Source organism: Sphingobacterium olei (assembly GCF_005048855.1).
GTDB lineage: Bacteria > Bacteroidota > Bacteroidia > Sphingobacteriales > Sphingobacteriaceae > Sphingobacterium > Sphingobacterium olei.
Genome location: NZ_SUME01000002.1, coordinates 730,394 through 750,358, shown reverse-complemented (window position 1 = coordinate 750,358; position 19,965 = coordinate 730,394). Strand labels below are relative to the sequence as shown.

Below are 19,965 nucleotides of genomic sequence, written 5' to 3'. Positions count from 1 at the left end.
TATCGTTCTCAGTCTATAATTCAAATTCTCACGAGCAACCGCTTCCGCTCACTGTTCATTTCAAAACAATTTGCCAAAAATGTTTCAAACGCTTTTGAAAGCAAATAAAAATTACCTATTTTAGAAAATATAAACAATAAAATGCGTTATGAACTATACTAATCAGAGACTATTCGTCAATATGTTAAATCCTCAAGTTTCGCGTATCCACAGAAATTGTTCTGGCTTTAGCCAATTTTAACATATTCCAGAAATCAGGATTAATACACGTCTTAAACTATTTACTTAATCATAAAAGATTCATTTGCTCGTATACAAACGCAAATGGAAAATTTAATAATTCTTACCATATAACGGAGTTACGATATGACTGAAAATAAAAAAACGAAGAGATCTTTAATCACTAAATCGAAATTATTAAACGCAGTAGAAAAAGTACTTACGGATAAAGGATTTACGGAATTAAAAGTGGTTCCTATCTGTAAAGCTGCAAATGTAGATAAAAAACTGATTTACTTCCATTTTGGAGATCTAAACGGACTGCAGACCGAGTTCCTAAGAAGACAGGACTTTTGGGAATCTAAAACGGAGATTTCCGAAGAAATGGACAAAGAAACTGTTAAGCACATATTGACCAATCAATTTGCCTCTATCTATGAAAATGATCTACTGAAGCGCTTATTGATATGGGAGCTAAGTGAAGAGAATGAAACATTGAAAGAAATTGCTCAAGAGAGGCATGACAATACAAACAAGATAGTTGATGAATTTGTCAACCAACAGGATTTCAGCTCTGACGTGCCTCCGCTATTGGCATTGGTCGTCGGTGGATTGCATTATCTTTCTATACGTTCTTCGGAGAAAGGAAACACTTTCTATGGGATTGATGTAAACAAAAAATCCGACAGAAATAGAGTAGTCAACACAATGAGGAGATTAATCAAACATTTGAAATAAATAAAAAAGCCCCCTTTCTTCACATTTTTGTTACAAACACCTGTTGCTTAGTTTTTTTACGCAAACGATATACTGCATTCAAAAAAAGGATATTCTATGCCAACCCCTTGGCTAGTATATTCTTTTTAATGCCGGCTCCGGCATTTTTTTTAATTTAAATCTAACTATAAACAATTTATAATTAAAAAGTTATGAAAAGCAAATCATTTGCACTTATGTCTGGTTGGTTACTACTGGCCTTTTTCTTGTCTTGCAGTAAAAAAGAAAACCTGAAATCACTCAATCCCATCGCCACCGCTGAAAAACTTGCGACCACCAATCCCATGGCAATCACGAGTGCACAAATTGGTCAAAACACCCAAAATTTCACTGAAATAGTGGATGCAAATACAGAAAGGAAAAGACTGCAGGTAGGCTATCCAATGACAGATCACGAACCTACCGGATTCTATGCGCTTCCAAACAGTACACTCACGGTGAATCTAGAACTAACGCAAGGTAATAACAGGCCCACGTTGTTGATCGGGACTTACTCACGTACCACACAACGCTGGAATCCACAGGAGTTTCATCTTGCTGTAGGAAACAATACTATCAATGTGGATAATGTGGGAGGAATTATCTGGGTGAGATATACGAACAGCAATCCCACTTCAAAAGCCAAGATAACGTTTACAAATGGTCATGTAAAGCATGCTGTTTTTCTTCGTGATGAGACGAATAACACCGACTGGTATAATCAACTACAGACTTATCAAAATGTACCGGAGGTATTGATGGTGGGCGCAAGAAGCTTAATGGTATTTACGCGTGATCGTGCACTCAATACCTATAATCAAGACAACAACCTAGTTGTCTCGAATGGAGATTTAATCTCCAACACCTACGATTATATACACGGATTAGACGGCTCCATACCACTCCATACCCCAAGTGCGCACAAGCGGGTTTTATTTGTAGAGTCTGATCTAAATGACCTATGGATGTCGGCCGTTAATTACCGAACAGCCTATCATGTAAACGCAGCCCAATACGCATTCACGCCATTGATTGCGCTAGAGGGATGGGGACCATGGCATGAGATTGGGCATATGTTTCAACAGCAGACATGGAAATGGGGATCCATGGGGGAGACTACAGTGAATGTGTATACATTGGCAGCAGAACGCGCAATGAATATTCCTGTCAATCAAAGACGCCTTATTGTGGACAATGTATATAACAATGTAATTTTACCTTTCTTCGCTGTAAACGAATCTTCCCGCAACTTTGAAAACGTTGGCGCGTTTGGACAATTGTATATGTTCCACCAACTATGGCTCGCTTTTGGGGATGATTTCTTCATCCAGCTCCATCGCCAAAGTAGAGAACACAGCGTGCTTGCCGACAATATGAACGACGTGGCGCGACAACGTTTCTTTATGGTAAAAGCCTGTACCATATCCGGATACAATCTTACTGCTTTCTTCCGTAAATGGGGCTTCAAATATGATGAATCCATCTATACGGAAATCGCAGGCTTAAATCTTCCAAATCCGCCACAGGATTATACCCTGCTAACCGATTTAAATGCCGCGGAAGGAAATATTATCGACGGAGGTATATATCATATTATAACTAAACTGAACAACAGCAGTGTGGTAGACTGTAATAGCCATTACCCTGTAAACGGGACTGCAATTACATTGTGGACCAACAATGGAGGAGGAAACAACCAGAAATGGCTGGCTCGTAAAACAACCGATGGATCGTATATATTTAAATCTATGGCAGACACGAGCAAGGTTATAGATGTAGAGAATGGCAGTTCGACCGCCGGCACATTGATAAAGATGTATAGCTTACATGGAGGAAATAATCAAAAATGGTCCTTAGCAGCCGATGGAAAAGGTAGCTATACACTATCTCCCCGAAATGCGCCGACCCTAATATTGGATGTAAACGATATGTCGACAAACAATGGAACTAGCTTAAAAATATGGAATGCCAACGGTTCGAATGCTCAGAAATTCAGGCTAAACAGGCTTAACTAATATCGTTTCATAACATGCAGCAAATATAATATGTACGCTTAAATATCTAAAACAAAAGAAAACTGTTAACAACTATCTCAAAATTAGAAAAAATTTAACTTTTTATTTTGTTTCTACGAATTACTTCGTACATTTGATTACGAAACAATTCGTAGAAGATATGAGTGAGCATTTAATTAAGCCTACAGAAGGTGAAATGGAAATTTTGCAGGTCCTTTGGAAAAAAGGGGAGTGCACTGTCCGTGAAGTATTCGAAGAGCTGAATAAAAAAGACATCGGATATACCACCATTCTCAAAATCATGCAAATCATGCACGAAAAAGGGATGGTAGATAGAAATACGTCTGCAAAGACGCACATCTATAAAGCTTTACTGAATAAAGAGCATACGCAGCAACATTTTCTAAACAAAATGATAGATACCGTTTACAATGGATCTACAGCGCGGTTAGTCATGCAGGCATTGGGAAATAAAAGTGCGAGTAGGGAAGAAATTGATTTAATAAAAGAATACCTTGAAAAACTTGAAAAATAAAAAATCATGGAAGCTATCGTTCAAAATCTAATTAAAGCCCTCGGATGGAGCATCGTGCACTCCCTCTGGCAAGGTGCAATACTATATATCATATTGGTTGGCCTATTTACACTTATGCCTAAGGCGAGTCCCAGAATAAAACATAATATCGCCTTCGGAACATTATTGTTAACGTTGGCAGCTTTTATATTCACGGTTGCTTCTACATTCTCCCTGCCGGTTGCACAAACCAATCCAGGTGTTAAATTTAATGAACAGGATTATGTTCTGCTTATAAAAGAATTTCAAAAAGGACAATTCGCAACGGAAAATGTTTTCCCTTTTATCGTATCGATATACCTGTTGGGAATATTATGTCAGACCGCGTTTCTACTGAAAGGCTATCTTAGGCTCAAAAACATCCGCAATCGTGATATTCAGCCTGTCCCTGCCGAGTGGTCAATCCTATTTCAAAACGCCTTGCGAAAATTGAACATTTCTAAATCGATAGGTTTCTATCTTTCGACACGCGTAAGCGTGCCATTGGCGATCGGTTATTTCAAACCCGTCGTGTTATTTCCAGTTGCCCTGATAAACCATCTTGACACGGAACAGGTGGAAGCTATATTATTACATGAACTGGCTCATATCCGCCGAAATGACTACTTAATTAACCTCGTTAAAGTATGTATCGAAACGATGCTATTTTTTAACCCGTTTATATGGCTTACTTCAAGGTTTATGCATATCGAGCGTGAACACGCATGCGATGATTTGGTCGTCCGTTCGACTAAGACACCTCTTGCCTATGCTAAAGCGTTGTTACATATCGAAACCCTCCGCATCGAAAAAGCTCCTTCTATGTCTATGGCAGCCACAGGAAATACACACTATTTATTAAAACGTATAAAAAGAATAACGAATATGGAACGAAATTATCCCAATGTAAAGCAACAGCTCTTTGCAATTGCATTGACCTTATTTACCTTTATTACTGTTGCCTGGATTGCACCGGACAGAAATAAAAATGATCTTACAAAAAATAAAAAAACTGCGGAAGAAACGCTAACCGAAATAAACAATGAAACAGAAATACGGGAAGTGTTGACAGGAAGAGCAGATTGCGATACAACATCAGTTGAATCGATAACGACTCCTATAGTTCGTAGTACTTCAACGGGAACAACCGTAATTCAACACTCGGACAACAGATCCGACAGTGTAAAAGCATTGTTTGACGATGCGGAATTTAACGCAAAGATTTCAAAAATAGAGGCGAGCGCAAAAGAAATCGAACAATATCACAATTCGCCGGAATTCAAGGCCAAAATAGCAAAGATAGAAGCCAATGCCAAGGAGGTCGAAAAGTACTTCGAATCGCCGGAATTTAAAGAGAAGATTTCGAAAATAGAGGCAAATGCAAAAGATATCGAGAAGTATTTTAATTCGCCAGAATTTCAGGGAAAAATAGCCAAAATAGAATTGGAAGCTAGAAAAATAGAAAAATACTTTGAGTCCCCAGAATTTAAACAAAAGATCGCGAAGATAGAATCCAGCGCCAAGGACATCGAAAAATACGTTGAATCGCCAGAATTCAAAGAGAAAATAGCTAAAATAGAAATCAATGCGAAAAACATTGCAACATATTACGAATCGCCAGAATTCAAGGATAAAATAAATAAGATAACGGAAACATATAATGCTCCGGAATATCAAGAAATCCACAAAAAATATCAACAAGAGTTGGAGACCTTACGAAAGTCAAAAGAAAAATAAGGCTACACCATTTTTTCTGAAAGTGTTCATATCACTGCCCTTCAAGAACCTTCATATTTACCTGTATTATTGGTAAAATATGAAGGTTTTTTACGTATTATTGTGTTTAAGCATACTTCGTTAACACATGGACTTTATATATTATAGCGATCTTTTAGGTACAATGGTTTTTGCCATCTCAGGAGCTATGGCAGCCAATCGCAATAACATTGATATTTTCGGCGCTACTTTTACCGGATTTGTGACGGCTATTGGCGGAGGATCTTTGCGTGATATATTTCTAAATATCAGACCCGTTTGGGTGGAAGATGGAAATTACTTAATCGCTATATTCATAGGCGTATTTATTTCAATTATAGCCAACAAACAGTTGGACAAATGGGCGCGTACCCTATCCTTATTTGATGCAATCGGTATCGGCTTCTTTACCGTGGTGGGTGTTCAAAAGTCATTATCTTATGGTAGCAGTGATATTGCGGCAATTATGTTAGGTATGTTTTCTGCATCCATGGGTGGGGTGATACGTGATGTATTAATGAATGTGACACCATTAATATTGCGGAAAGAGATTTATGCCACAGCATGTTTATCCGGGGCAATGCTATTTGTTGTATTGAATAACTTTCATGTGGATAATGGTACGAATGCCTTCTTAAGTGCAGCACTCGTATTTCTGATTCGCATATTATCTGTTAAGTTCAATTTGTCGTTACCGACAGTCAACCCTACAGAAAAAAAAGACGCTTAAAGTTGTTCCAATAGTTTTTCAAATGCCATCCCCCTAGATGCCTTTAGTAAGACAAAACTATCCGAAATCGTTGAAATTGCTGATTTAGCTTCCTCCGTGGTTCGATAGTATTCGCCTCCGGATTCCCTCTGTGCATAGAATTCTTCTCCTACAAAGATTAATCGATCCAGACGCAAGGACTTCGCCAGTGCGATAATTTTTTTATGTTCGACATAGGCGTCCTCACCCATTTCAAACATATCGCCCAAAATCACCACTTTCCGATCTGCATCCAGCACCTTCATGTTATCCAAAGCCGCCGACATACTGCTTGCATTCGCATTATAAAAATCCGCAATAATGGTATTCTTTGCTGTTTTTGTAATCTGCGAACGATTATTTTTCGGGACATATTCTTCAATACCCCTATTGATAGGGATAGGGCCCACTTTAAAATGTAATCCGACTGCAATAGCGGCCAAGAAGTTTTCGATATTATACGCTCCTGTCAGGCTTGTAGATACCTCATAAATGGGGGTTGTATCTTTTATCTTCCAGCTAATGGAAAGATATGGATTTGCATGCAACAACTTTCCAATTACATTATTTTGATCGGAAAAACCATATCGCACGATTTTATTAAACGTTCTCGCATTCGCCATTTCGAGTAATTCGGTATTGTCGCTTTGCAAAAAAAGAACGCCGCTATTTTCCTGAAGAAAATCATATAACTCCCCTTTCGCCTGTTTAACTCCTGCGAATGAACCAAAACCCTCCAAATGAGCCTTTCCTACGTTGGTAATAAGACCATGTGTAGGCCTTGCTATATTACTTAATAGCGCAATCTCTCCTACATGATTTGCCCCCATTTCTACAATAGCGACTTCGTAACTATTGTCTATGGAGAGGAGGGTCAAGGGCACTCCGATATGATTATTTAGATTACCCTGTGTAGAATACGTTTTATACTGCTGGGAAAGCACTGCATATAATAGCTCTTTCGTTGTCGTTTTACCATTTGTTCCGGTGACACCGATAACAGGAATATTTAAGTGTGATCGGTGATACTTTGCCAGATTTTGAAGTGTGGAAAGCACATCCTCCACGACAATGTAGTGATCGCCTTTACCATATTGAGCCTCATCTATCACGACATATTTTGCTCCCGCTGCCAACGCCTGATCGGCAAATGCATTTCCATTAAAGTTAGCTCCTTTTAAAGCAAAGAAAATACTATCTGCCGCTATATTACGCGTATCAGTAGTGACTTTGGGAAACGCCTTATAAATATCGTAAAGTTGATCGATCTGCATAACCTATTAATTGATAAAACAAAAGTAAACATAAAAAGGAGCATAATTTTCTAATAATGCTCCTTTTTATGTTAGTATCCCTTCTATCTAAGTTTATATGCGACGACGCTATTGCTATTGAAGGTCGGGATATACAGTATTTGCTCGCTTGGATTGTACCCCAAATCTGCTGTATTCATACTACCTTGCACATCGAGCATTTTTTGAAAAGATCCGTCTGCCCGCACATAATAAATAATTCCAGACCAACATGTAACCAGAAAGTCGCCATTTCCTACTGGTTCTAACCCATCGCCACCCTTCTCAAATCCCGTTGCAAGTACGGTCTTATTTTTGTTGGCATCAATCTTCCATAACTCCGGTCCCGCCAAGGCATATAAATGATCATTTACAAATTTCAACCCATTTACGGAAGGAACATCTTCCATATATAAAGTATATCTAGATCCCTTGATTTGGAATATCTTATTTTGCCGTGTATCTGAAACATACACGACACCATTCTTATCAACGGTAACATCATTTAAGAATGTCGCCTCCGCTATCTCGATTTCATTTACTATATTTCCGCTGACAACATCCACCACCACTACGGAACTAATATCTGCAATGTACAGAAGGTCGCGATATAGAGCCAAACCTTTAGGTGCATTGAGTCCGGTAATCCAATCGGCGTGCTTCAGCGATCCGTCAAGGTTTAAAATAGCAACACCCCCTTTGCCATCCTTTGTAGTTCCTTCTCCATCAATTAAGGAAACATATAGTTCCTTTTTTTCAGGAACAAACAGCACAGATTCCGGAACGGGTAATTGATCTGTTGATTCCCATAATTTATCCAGAGATTTTTGTTGTGCATTAATTCCTTGAACGAATAGCACGGCACATAATATACTGATTAACTTTTTCATCTATTTAATTTCTATTTAATTTGCCTTTTAACGGTGATGAAGCTATTGGGATAAAAATAGCTAAATCAAATCATAACATCAAATTTACCTTCTCTCTACATAACACACTTTCTTCGACATCGTTTGCGTAAAAATCACTTCGCTTTTCTAATAAAATTGGTTAGACTTGTCTATCCAATATAATAAAGTCTCTATGTATTTAAATCATAAAAATCTAGTTTCAATAACGAACAATACAGTCGAAAAACCAACTGAAAAGGTTCTTCATCTTCCGGAAAAAATAGTCCAATTCGGAACAGGTGTGCTGCTACGCGGATTGCCGGACTATTTCGTCGATAAAGCCAATAAAAAAGGTGTTTTTAATGGTCGCATTATCGTCGTAAAATCAACGTCTTCGGGTGGTGTAGATGCGTTCAAAGAACAGGACAATTTGTATACTACCTGTATTAAAGGTATCAGTAAAGGAGAAATTATAGAAGAAAATATTATTAATGCTTCTATCAGCCGTGTACTATCCGCAAGAGAAGAATGGAATGAAATACTTGCTACTGCGGCAAGCGCAGATATCGAAGTGATCATCTCTAATACAACAGAAGCAGGCATTGTAGAAAGCAATGACAATATCCATGATATGCCGCCAGCCTCATTTCCGGGCAAACTTCTGTCGTACTTATACGCGCGTTACAGGGCGTTCAGTGGTGATGTAAGTAAAGGATTGGTCATTTTGCCGACAGAACTTATTTCTAATAACGGAGACGTACTAAAACAATACACCATTTCGTTGGCACAAAAAAACAACCTTGAAGAGGCATTTATCCACTGGTTAACATCTGCCAATACCTTCTGTAATACGCTTGTTGATCGCATTGTACCCGGCGCATTTGTTGACGAAAGCTTAGGCTACAAGGATGACCTTATGATCATGGCGGAGCCTTTCACATTGTGGGCCATCGAAGCTAACGATCCTAAAGTAAAAGAGATTCTGAGTTTTGAGTCCGTAGATACTGGCGTGGTCATTACACCGTCCGTATATAAATTCAAGGAACTTAAACTTCGCCTATTAAATGGTTCACATACCTTCACCTGTGCATACGCATTGCTCCAGGGTTTTGTAACCGTAAAGGAAGCCATGGAAAATGCTTCTTTCAAAAAATTCATCGAAGAATTAGCGTTTAATGAGATTGGTCAGGCTATCGAATCCGAAGAAATAACCCGTGAAGATATTAACGATTTTGCAAGCAGTGTAATCGATCGCTTTAGCAATCCTTTCCTGGCACACAAGTGGGAAGCTATCTCCCTAAACTATACATCGAAAATGGCTTTACGGAACGTTCCAATTGTCGAAAAATGGTATAATAAATCAGAAAATGTACCGAAGCACATCGCAACAGGGTTTGCGGCGTATATCGTACTTATGGACACGCAAAAGGTTTCCGATAAATTTTTCACAAAATTACAAGATACTTCGTTCGCCATTCAAGATGATCAAGCCGGAAAACTGTACGACTATTGGCAAAATAAAGATACAGTCGTTAAAAACATTTTGACCGATCAAGGGATTTGGGGTGTCGATTTAACCTCGTTCCCAGGGTTTTTGGAAGAGGTACAAGCGCAAGTTAATACCATTAAAAAAGAAAATAAAACCGCGGTTTAAGATGAAATCAAGAGTATTACGCATACATCCTAAGGATAACGTATTGGTCGCTCTTCAGGACTTGACCCAAGGGGAGACCATCACCTTCGAAAACAAGGCTTATACCCTGCTGGAAGATATTCCTGCCAAACATAAGTTTTTTACGCAGGATATGAACTTGCAAGACGAGATTTATATGTATGGTGTATTGGTCGGAAAGGCGCAATATCCAATCCCGGCAGGCAGCATCATGAATACCCAAAACACGAAACATGCGGTAGATCCCTATACCTATCGTCCTTATCACTACGAATGGCAGGCTCCTGATGTATCCAAATTCGAGGGCAGTACGTTCAATGGCTATTGGCGTAGTGATGGCCGTGTGGGGACTGCGAATTACTGGCTTTTTGTACCGACTGTCTTCTGTGAAAACAGAAATCTGGACGTCATAAAAGAAGCGATGCATAATGAGCTGGGTTATACGGTAACCGATAAATACAAACGATTCACCCATAGCCTCATCAGATACTATGAGCAGGGAGACGATATTTCTAACCTTGATTTTTCTGCAGATAGTGCAGCACCAAACGAGCGATATTTTAAAAACATCGACGGCATTAAATTCCTCAACCATCAAGGTGGTTGTGGCGGCATCCGTCAAGATGCCGCGGTACTCAGCAAATTGCTGGCCGCCTATGCGGATCATCCGAATGTAGCTGGGGTAACTGTTTTAAGTCTGGGCTGCCAAAACCTGCAGGTTGCAGACTTTCGAAAAGACTTATTGGAACGTAATCCCGGTTTTGATAAACCTTTGTTTGTCTTTGAGCAGCAACAATCACAAAGTGAAGAACAGCTCATCAAAGAAGCGATAAAACAAACTTTCGCGGGTTTAATTGAAGCAAATAAGCTGGAACGCAGTCCGGCTCCGATCAGTAAGCTCGTACTGGGTGTTAAATGTGGCGGAAGTGATGGGTTTAGCGGTATAAGCGCCAATCCCGCTGTTGGATATACCTCCGATTTATTGGTCGGATTGGGCGGTACGGTGTTATTAGCTGAGTTTCCGGAATTGTGTGGTGCGGAGCAACAACTTATTGACCGCACAAAAGACGAGCAGGCCGCAAAAAAATTTATCAGATTGATGAGTGCCTATAGCACAGCAGCCGAACAAGCAGGATCGGGATTCCACATGAACCCTTCTCCTGGAAACATCAAAGACGGACTGATTACAGATGCCATAAAAAGTAATGGGGCTGCAAAAAAAGGGGGTACTTCTCCTGTAGAGGACGTATTAGATTACACCGAGCAGGCTATTAAACCGGGACTAAATCTGGTATGTACACCCGGAAATGATGTTGAAGCTACTACCGGAAAAGCGGCGTCCGGCGCGACGCTGATTTTATTTACGACAGGCTTGGGCACGCCCACGGGAAATCCAATCTGTCCGACGATCAAAGTGTCAACAAATAAAGAGCTGACCCGCAGAATGGGCGATATTATTGATATTGACACCGGCCCAGTGATTGACGGTGAAAAAACCATTGAAGAAATGGGAGAGGACATCTTAGCGTATTGCATCAAAGCCGCTAGTGGCGAGATCACACCAAAAGCAGTATTATTAAATCAGGACGACTTCATTCCTTGGAAAAGAGGCGTGAGTTTATAATTATAAAAACTATTTGACATGAAGAATTTTTTAGATGATAACTTCTTACTACAAAGTAAAGTGGCGGAAGAGTTATATCACAACTATGCCAAAAATCAGCCTATTATAGATTATCATAACCATTTGATTCCGGATCAGATTGCTAATAATATCAATTTTGAAAATCTGACTCAAGTGTGGTTATATGGTGATCATTATAAATGGCGTGCAATGCGGACAAATGGGGTAGATGAACGATACATCACCGGTGACGCTTCAGATTTTGAAAAATTCCAAAAATGGGCGGAAACCGTGCCGTATACAATGCGCAACCCGCTATATCATTGGACACACTTGGAATTGCAACGTTATTTCGGAATCAACACATTGCTAAACGGAAATACGGCAAAAGAGATCTACGACGAAGCTTCTGCTAAACTTCGTACACCTGAATATGCCGTACGTGGACTATTGCAAAAGATGAACGTCGAAGTAGTCTGTACGACAGATGATCCGATTGATACGCTGGAATACCATCAGCAATTTGCTAAGGAAGATTCTACGCTAAAAATGTTGCCTGCATTTCGCCCCGATAAAGCGATGAACTCGGATAATATAGCAGATTTAAATGCCTATATCTCCAAATTGGAACAGGTTACCAACACTTCAATAGGTTCACTAGATGAATATTTGGATGCGCTCAAACAACGTCATGATTTCTTTGCGGCCAATGGTTGTTCGGTATCTGATCATGGATTAGAACAAATCTATGCCGAAGATTATACGAAAGAGGAAATCGCTGCTATCTTCAATAAAATCCGTACGAATCAGGAAATCAGTTATTCGGAAAATCTGAAGTTCAAGTCTGCTATGTTGATCTATTTTGCAGAATGGGATCATGAAAAAGGATGGGTACAACAATACCACTTAGGTGCACTTCGCAATAATAACACTAGACTGTTGACCAAATTGGGCCCGGATACAGGCTTTGACTCGATTGGGGATTTTAGCCAGGCAAGAGCATTATCCAAATTCTTAAACAGATTGGACACACAGGATAAACTTACGAAAACCATTATTTATAATCTCAATCCGGCAGACAATGAATTGATCGCTACAATGATTGGAAACTTTAACGATGGATCTGTCGCTGGTAAAGTTCAATTTGGATCGGCTTGGTGGTTTCTAGACCAAAAAGACGGCATGATCAAACAAATGAATACCTTATCAAATATGGGTTTGTTAAGCCGGCTTGTGGGTATGCTCACGGATTCTAGAAGCTTTCTTTCGTTTCCTAGACATGAGTATTTTAGAAGGCTGGTTTGTAACCTTTTTGCCGAAGATGTCGTGAATGGCGAATTGCCAAACGATATGGAATGGATCGGTAAGCTAATAGAAGATATCTGCTATAAAAACGCGAGAAACTACTTTAATTTTTACAAATAATAATACAAAAGGAAGCTTGACTTATCACCGGTCAAGCTTCTGGTTACCTTTAGCACATAATCATTAAACAACTAAACTTAATATGAGCTTAAATTTGGAAAACCTCTTTTGGGAAGAAGAAGACATCCCGAAGGAGTATCTCTTGGAAGAACAGATTGATCAACGTACATTTCTATCAAACGGCGAAATGAAAACGTGGAATGGTCCTGTCAGTGAAGTTTTCTCACCCGTATGTGTAAAAACGAAAGACGGCCTGGCTCGTAAACGCATTGGCAGCTATCCAGTATGTACGGAAAAAGAATCCGAAGAGGCACTAAATGCAGCGGTAGCGGCTTACGACAATGGACGTGGGAAATGGCCTACGATGTCGGTAGCTGAGCGCATTAAATGTGTAGAAGATTTCACGAATAAAATGATCGACAAAAAAGATATTGTCGTCAAATTGATCATGTGGGAAATCGGAAAATCGTATGCGGATTCGATCAAAGAATTTGATAGAACGGTAGAATATATTTACGCCACAATCGATTCGTTGAAAGATCTAGATAGACAGTCTTCCCGTTTCGAGATCGAGCAGGGCATTATTGCCCAGATCCGTCGTTCACCGCTCGGGGTTGTATTGTGTATGGGACCATTCAATTATCCGTTGAATGAAACATTCACGACCTTGATTCCGGCCTTGATAATGGGTAATACGCTGTTATTTAAACCTCCTAAGCATGGTACATTATTACATTATCCATTGCTGGAAGCATTCCAATCCAGCTTTCCGAAGGGTGTAATCAACACGATCTACGGTAGAGGTAATAAGATCATTCCCGCACTAATGGAATCCGGCAAAATCAACGTACTAACGTTGATAGGGAGCAGTAAGGTTGCAAATGAGCTTAAGAAACTGCATCCGAAAGTAAATAGACTTCGTGCTATATTAGGCTTAGATGCTAAAAATGCAGCTATTATTACAAAGGATGTTGATCTTGACCTGGCGGTAAAGGAAACAGTGCTTGGTTCTTTGTCGTTCAATGGACAGCGTTGCACGGCTATTAAAATTGTATATGTACACCGCAGCTTGGCACAGGAATTCCTGAAAAAGCTCTCTGAAGAGGTCGCAAAGTTAAAATTCGGAATGCCCTGGGAAAGTGGCGTGTCGCTTACTCCTCTTCCAGAGCCTAATAAGCCTGCATATTTGCAGGAATGCATCACCGACGCTGTTGCAAACGGCGCTAAAGTAGTCAATGAGAACGGAGGCCAGACGCTTGAATCCTTTGTGTACCCCGCTATTTTATATCCCGTAAACGACAAGATGAAACTGTATAGGGAAGAGCAGTTCGGACCATTGATCCCTGTCGTACCTTTTGATGATCTAGAAGAGCCTATAGAATACTTAATTAGCTCGCCACATGGCCAGCAGGTAAGTATATTCAGTCGGAATGCTGCGATCATTTCATCACTGATCGATCCTTTAGTGAATCAGGTAAGCCGCGTGAACATCAACTGCCAATGTCAGCGTGGACCAGATAGCTTCCCTTTCACCGGGCGAAAAGACAGCGCGGAAGGTACACTTTCGGTATTCGATGCTATCCGGTCGTTTTCTATACGATCACTGGTGGCAGCTAAATATACGGACGACAATAAGAAGCTGCTCAATGATATTATTGAAAGCAATAATTCTAATTTCGTCAGCACCAAGTTTATATTTTAAAACAACAGTTACAAGTCAGGCCATCGTGCTTGACTTGTATCGTTATAAACCTTTGTAAATTCGATCGTCCAACAGCTATCGTACTATTTCAATAACCACAGTTATGAAGATATTTTTAACAATCTCTCTTTTCGCACTAGTTGGCATTTTAAATGCACAGGTGCTGTCGGATTCTGTTGCAGATCGGATGACCAGCTACCAACTTAAAAATGGCGGTTGGCCAAAGCATCTGGCCGATAAATCGGTTGTTAACTATTCGAAAGTTCTGACGCCCGCTTTGCAAAAAATCATCGATCAATCGACCGAAAAGTCTGCGACTATTGATAACAATGCGACCACACGTGAGATAAACCACCTTCTCCTTGCTTATTCCAAAACCAATAATGACAAGTATCTTCAAGCGGCGACAAAAGGTGTTGCGTATATTCTGAGTGCTCAAAATGACAAAGGAGGATGGCCTCAATATTATCCGGACAGTAGCTCATACCGTGGCCAGATCACTTACAATGACGGCGCGATGATTAATGTATTGGAAATTTTACTTTCCATATCAACAAAACAAAAGCCATACGCTGTTTTAACGGATAAATTTAACGGAAGGATAGAAAAAGCCCTAGCACGAGGAATTAAATGTGTATTACAAACCCAGGTTAAACAGGGGGATAAAATAACTATTTGGGCCGCGCAGTATGATCAGAAAACAATGGAACCTGCCCAAGCCAGATTATTTGAACCGGTAGCCCTAGCAACAGCGGAATCCGTGGGCGTTCTTCGCTTTTTGATGCGTCTTGACCATCCAACTCCGGAAATACAAAATGCAGTTAACCACGCTGTAGAATGGTTTTCGGCCCATAAAGAGGTGGGTTATGATTACATCAAAACGGAAAAAAATGGAAAATTTATACGGGATTTGGTATCTTCACCGACGTCTACCATATGGGCAAGGTTTTATGACATCAAGACGAATCAACCCATCTTTGGAGATCGCGACAATACGATAAAGTACTCGCTGAATGAAATAAGTGAGGAACGACAAAATGGCTACTCTTGGTATGGAAACTGGCCAGAAAAGATAATTACACGAGAATATGAAAAATGGCTTAAGAAGGTAAATGAATAACGTTACTTAGGTATGCTAAACTAATTGTATTGCATATCAACGTAATTTTCTCTAAGTTTACCTTTGTGAAGTACAGAAATTATACACTTAAGGATGTTGCGCAAGATTTGGGCCTTTCGACTTCTACTGTTTCACGTGCATTGCGGGATAGTCACGAAATCAGTGAAGAGACCAAGAAGAAAGTGTTGGATTATGCCGCAAAAATAAAATTTAAAATAAATCCTATAGCAAGAAGCTTAAAGGAACGGAAATCGCAAAGTATTGGTATCGTCGTCAGCGAAATCGCTAATAATTTCTTTTCACAAATTGTAAACGGAATCGAATCTGTCGCTCATCAGAAAAACTATCACGTCATTATCTCACAGTCTCACGAATCGAGTGAGAAGGAAAAAATGAACATAGAACACTTAGCGTCCCGGTCAGTAGATGGTCTTCTTATATCGCTGTCTTCCGAAACAAAAAATATTGACTACATCAAGGAGCTTTATAGCAGAGGTTTGCCGATTGTATTTTTTGATCGCATTCCCAAAAATTTCAATACGTTCACGATCGTTTCCGATAACTTCCAAGGGGCTTACAAGGCTACTGAAGAGTTCATTTTATCAGGAAAAAAGCGAATTGCACATCTCACAAATTCTAAAAGCCTTTCTATTACTCAATCTCGTCTAAATGGTTACAAAGCAGCTTTGGATAAACATAACATTTCTTTTGATGAACAATTGATTCAATATTGTCCGTACGGAGGTATGCACATGGACGAAATAAATCATGCATTGGATCACTTTATGCAAGAGGGTTTTGATAGCATTTTTATTTCGGGAGATCGTCTCACAGCAGGATTTTTATTGGCGACTAAAGAGAAAAACGTGGCACATGATTTCCCGATTGCTGGATTTACAAACTCTGATTTTATTCAGTTATATTCACCAAAAATAATGGTAATTCGTCAAAATGCCTTTGAAATGGGTAAAACTGCTGCAGAGCTGCTTATCAAAATGATCGAAACAAAATATCCAATCACGGAATTCGAACAAATTGTGTTGCCGGTGCAGCATAGTTAGAGATGACGTCGCAGATATCGTCTTCTTTTATGTTCGATCTTGATTCAGCCATTTGGGTACGTTGGGAGCTTCGTACGATTCCATTTTTAGGATAAGTCCTTCTATGGTTTTATCCACTAACAGCATCTCTTGATTCTCCTTTTTTAAGAATCCTACCTGTACAAGATGATTAATAAAGGCAATGAGATGATCGTAAATGCCGTTCGTGTTTAATATCCCAACGGGTTTTTGATGTAGACCAAGCTGTGCCCAGGTTATCATCTCAAATAGCTCTTCCAATGTTCCGAATCCGCCCGGGAGCGCAATGATACCTTCAGACATATCATCCATAATCGTTTTACGTTCATGCATAGTGTCGACACATATTAGATCCGTAACGCCGCTATGTGCAATTTCTTTACTGTTTAAAAACTTAGGAATTACGCCGATCACCTTTCCATGCTTTGCTAATGCTCCATCAGCTACGGCGCCCATAAGCCCAACCCGTCCGCCTCCATAAACTAATGTAATTTTTTTTGACGCTAAATATTCACCCACATGACGTGCTGCCTCCATCCAGGATTCATCAAAACCAGGACTTGATGCACAAAAAATAGATATGCTATTCATCTTCATACTACAATTATAACGAAAAAACCGCAAGCATAGCGCCTACGGTTTGATTAAACTAAACATTGAAACAAAATAATCTCATTATAATGCCCTATTTTTTTCTTCGCTATCGCTGTCTTTTTTACGGATAGATTGCTTTAAATTTCCAAATTTATAGCTATACGTCAGTCGTACTGACTGTGTATCATGATATTGCCGTATTTTAGAGTTGAACTCCGCAAAATTGGTCGAAAGGTTGTTTCTGTTGGTTTTAAATATATCTGTCGCCGCAAATTTGAGCGAGCTTCTCTCGTCTTTAAAATTATAATTAACGCCCAAATCCATGTTCCACTTGGTTTCAATACGGTACACATTGTATAGGAAAGGCGACGTATAATTAACCGACATTTCGGCTGAGAATGCTTTTGAAATCTTAAAGGTATTCATGGACGTACCTTGAAAGAAAACCGAGCCTTCGCTTACGTATGAACCAGCAACCGGACCTTCAAAATACATATGAATTCCTGTTAAGTTATTATACATTGTCCAAAATTTACCAATCCGGAAAGGTGCACTGATATTTACGTATGTTGTATTGGTTCTTCCCAAATTTTCCCTAATCACCCAGGTCTTCTTTTCAACCGTATCTTGTCCCATACTTTCAACCATCGCATCAGTGGTGTAGTCATGTCCTAATGAAATATTAAACATTTTGTATAGGGTATAATTTAAGGTCAAGTTATTTGTATACTGCGGCTGTAGATACGGATTCCCTCGCATAAAAGTTCTCTTATCTATATAATACTCAAATGGATTTAAATGCCTATAGTTTGGACGTGAAATCTTGCGGGCATAACTTAAAGATAACACATGGTTTTCATGCGCATTAAAACTTACCGCAGCCGACGGAAATAAGTCAAAATAGTCTCTTTTTACCTGAGAATTTTCGGTAATAGATTTTCCATCAGAAACGGTATATTCACCTCTAAGCCCCGCTTTAATACTCCATTTACCATAATCTTGACCATAATCCAAATATCCGGCGGCAATTTGTTCGATATACAAAAAATTGTTTGTTCTGTCTATATTGTTTTCCCATGCTCCCTCTTGAAATTGTTCAAAAAGTATATCATTGTCCGATCTGACATTGCTATACTTCAGTCCTGTTTCCAAATTTCCCTTCGCAAAAGGTTGTGTATAATCCAACTTAGCTGCTAATATATCTATCTTGACGGATGAATTACTTTTCTCCAATTCAGGCTCATAGATATTAGATAGATTCGGAAACATTGTTCTATATATATAATCAATGCCGGTCTCTGTACCGAACTTGCTATAGTCTAGGTCTGCCGTCAATTTCTTACCTGTAGTATCAATTTTAAACTCGTTATTGGCGTTAAAGGAGTATCGGTTAAAACGTTCCAGACTCCAAGAATTTGTATGCATGATGGAGTCGATCACATTTAACACAGGGCCCATATTCGTTATGCTATTATTATCCTGATCTTCAACGTTATTATTTCCATTAAATTGAAGGGTTAAAATATTCCGCTCGGATGTTTTCTGCTCTATACCAATTTTATACGCATGCGTTCGATCTCTCTCGAATAATTCGGCCATCTGATCAAAAACCGTATTTTCATTGTTATTCGGAATTACTCGTTCCAAGTCCAAATCACTTTCTCTTGTATTATCTGTATAAGAATAGTTACCAAACAATGTTGTATTGTTCTTCTTATAGTTCAGATTAATAGAAGAATTTCCTCGAAAGCGCCTACCCATACCACCACTAGCTACAAAAGATCCGTTAAAACCTTCCACTCTATTTTTCTTCATCACAATATTAATGACCCCTGCCGCACCCTCTGCATCATCTTTAGCAGAACGCGTCGTAGAAACTTCAATACTTTTTATCTGGGCTCCATCTGTACTCTTCAAAAATGTGGCTAATTGATCTCCTGTCATATAAGTTTGACGGCCATCGATAGTAACATTAACACCCTGTTGTCCCATCAACAACACATTATCATCCTTGTCGACACTTACACCTGGTGCTCTTTTTAAAACTTCCAAAGCGTTATTCCCTGCTGAAATAGATGAATTTTCGACATTGAGTATGAGTTTGCCATTTGAGCTTTGAATAAGTGGTAGTTCGCCTTTCACTTCTACAGCCTCTATTTCGGTAGATAATGGTAACATCGTAATGACGTCCATTTCTATTCCCCTATCAACAACGGTGAACGATTCACTTTTGAATCTGGACAATCCAACTGCCGAAACTTCTATTATAAATGAACCCTGAGGCGCATTTTTTATTTCATAGTATCCCGATTCATCGGTTACACTTGTTTTGATAATAGCCTGTGTACTAGAAGACAAAAGATAAATGGAAGCGCCGACAATTGGTTCTTTTTGTTCATTCACTACCTTACCTTTTACATCGGTTTCCTGTCTGGAAGCCCAAGCAAAGTGAGCAGTAGTGAGCATGTTTAATAGCAATAACAGTAAAGTTTGTTTCATATATAATATTATCTCTTAGACG

General features: G+C 39.3%; 15 protein-coding genes. 11 read left to right on the top strand and 4 right to left on the bottom strand.

Annotated elements, in window-relative coordinates; genetic code table 11:
- Nucleotides 1-366: 366 nt before the first annotated feature.
- The 5 genes from FAZ15_RS07380 (at nt 367) to FAZ15_RS07360 (ending at nt 6,028) form a co-directional block, all read left to right on the top strand.
- The gene (locus FAZ15_RS07380; protein WP_136900653.1) at nt 367-957 is read left to right on the top strand and encodes a TetR/AcrR family transcriptional regulator; all 591 of its coding nucleotides are present in this window, start codon (nt 367-369) and stop codon (nt 955-957) included.
- A gap of 191 nt (nt 958-1,148) precedes the next feature.
- Nucleotides 1,149-2,990 (top strand): M60 family metallopeptidase, encoded by a 1,842-nt coding sequence (locus tag FAZ15_RS07375; RefSeq protein ID WP_136900652.1) that lies wholly within the window; start codon nt 1,149-1,151, stop codon nt 2,988-2,990.
- Between the two features lie 160 nt (nt 2,991-3,150).
- Nucleotides 3,151-3,525 carry a BlaI/MecI/CopY family transcriptional regulator gene (locus FAZ15_RS07370; RefSeq protein ID WP_136900651.1) on the top strand — a complete coding sequence of 125 codons (375 nt, stop codon included), beginning with the start codon at nt 3,151-3,153 and terminating at the stop codon, nt 3,523-3,525.
- A 6-nt stretch (nt 3,526-3,531) separates the two neighbouring features.
- On the top strand, nt 3,532-5,280 hold the full coding sequence (locus FAZ15_RS07365) for a M56 family metallopeptidase (protein ID WP_136900650.1): 1,749 nt from the start codon (nt 3,532-3,534) through the stop codon (nt 5,278-5,280).
- A 127-nt stretch (nt 5,281-5,407) separates the two neighbouring features.
- The gene (locus FAZ15_RS07360) at nt 5,408-6,028 is read left to right on the top strand and encodes a trimeric intracellular cation channel family protein (protein ID WP_136900649.1); all 621 of its coding nucleotides are present in this window, start codon (nt 5,408-5,410) and stop codon (nt 6,026-6,028) included.
- On the opposite strand, the gene FAZ15_RS07355 is transcribed toward FAZ15_RS07360, so the two are convergent.
- Together FAZ15_RS07355 and FAZ15_RS07350 are read right to left on the bottom strand one after the other, a co-directional pair.
- Entirely contained in the window at nt 6,025-7,320 is a 1,296-nt protein-coding gene (locus FAZ15_RS07355) for a UDP-N-acetylmuramoyl-tripeptide--D-alanyl-D-alanine ligase (protein ID WP_136900648.1), read from the bottom strand. The two genes, FAZ15_RS07360 and FAZ15_RS07355, sit on opposite strands and share 4 nt — an antisense overlap.
- Nucleotides 7,321-7,403: 83 nt before the next feature.
- The gene (locus FAZ15_RS07350) at nt 7,404-8,228 is read right to left on the bottom strand and encodes an SMP-30/gluconolactonase/LRE family protein (protein ID WP_136900647.1); all 825 of its coding nucleotides are present in this window, start codon (nt 8,226-8,228) and stop codon (nt 7,404-7,406) included.
- Nucleotides 8,229-8,421: 193 nt separating this feature from the next.
- On the opposite strand from FAZ15_RS07350, the gene FAZ15_RS07345 reads away from it, so the two are divergent.
- From FAZ15_RS07345 to FAZ15_RS07320, 6 genes are all read left to right on the top strand, one after another.
- Nucleotides 8,422-9,882: a tagaturonate reductase gene (locus FAZ15_RS07345; protein WP_136900646.1), complete on the top strand. Its 1,461-nt coding sequence runs from the start codon at nt 8,422-8,424 to the stop codon at nt 9,880-9,882.
- A gap of 1 nt (nt 9,883) precedes the next feature.
- A complete protein-coding gene (locus tag FAZ15_RS07340) occupies nt 9,884-11,524 on the top strand; it encodes a UxaA family hydrolase (RefSeq protein ID WP_136900645.1) in 1,641 nt (546 codons plus the stop codon).
- 18 nt (nt 11,525-11,542) lie between these two features.
- Nucleotides 11,543-12,949 carry a glucuronate isomerase gene (gene uxaC, locus FAZ15_RS07335; RefSeq protein ID WP_136900644.1) on the top strand — a complete coding sequence of 469 codons (1,407 nt, stop codon included), beginning with the start codon at nt 11,543-11,545 and terminating at the stop codon, nt 12,947-12,949.
- 82 nt (nt 12,950-13,031) lie between these two features.
- The gene (locus tag FAZ15_RS07330) at nt 13,032-14,651 is read left to right on the top strand and encodes an NADP-dependent glyceraldehyde-3-phosphate dehydrogenase (protein ID WP_136900643.1); all 1,620 of its coding nucleotides are present in this window, start codon (nt 13,032-13,034) and stop codon (nt 14,649-14,651) included.
- 103 nt (nt 14,652-14,754) lie between these two features.
- Nucleotides 14,755-15,771 carry a pectate lyase gene (gene pelA, locus FAZ15_RS07325; RefSeq protein WP_136900642.1) on the top strand — a complete coding sequence of 339 codons (1,017 nt, stop codon included), beginning with the start codon at nt 14,755-14,757 and terminating at the stop codon, nt 15,769-15,771.
- Nucleotides 15,772-15,836: 65 nt separating this feature from the next.
- Entirely contained in the window at nt 15,837-16,832 is a 996-nt protein-coding gene (locus FAZ15_RS07320) for a LacI family DNA-binding transcriptional regulator (RefSeq protein ID WP_136900641.1), read from the top strand.
- Nucleotides 16,833-16,859: 27 nt separating this feature from the next.
- Here the strand turns inward: FAZ15_RS07320 and FAZ15_RS07315 are convergent, their stop codons facing one another.
- Nucleotides 16,860-17,447, bottom strand: a complete 588-nt coding sequence (locus FAZ15_RS07315) for an LOG family protein (RefSeq protein ID WP_238387182.1) — start codon at nt 17,445-17,447, stop codon at nt 16,860-16,862.
- 78 nt (nt 17,448-17,525) lie between these two features.
- Nucleotides 17,526-19,943: a TonB-dependent receptor domain-containing protein gene (locus tag FAZ15_RS07310; protein ID WP_136900640.1), complete on the bottom strand. Its 2,418-nt coding sequence runs from the start codon at nt 19,941-19,943 to the stop codon at nt 17,526-17,528.
- Nucleotides 19,944-19,965: the final 22 nt, after the last annotated feature.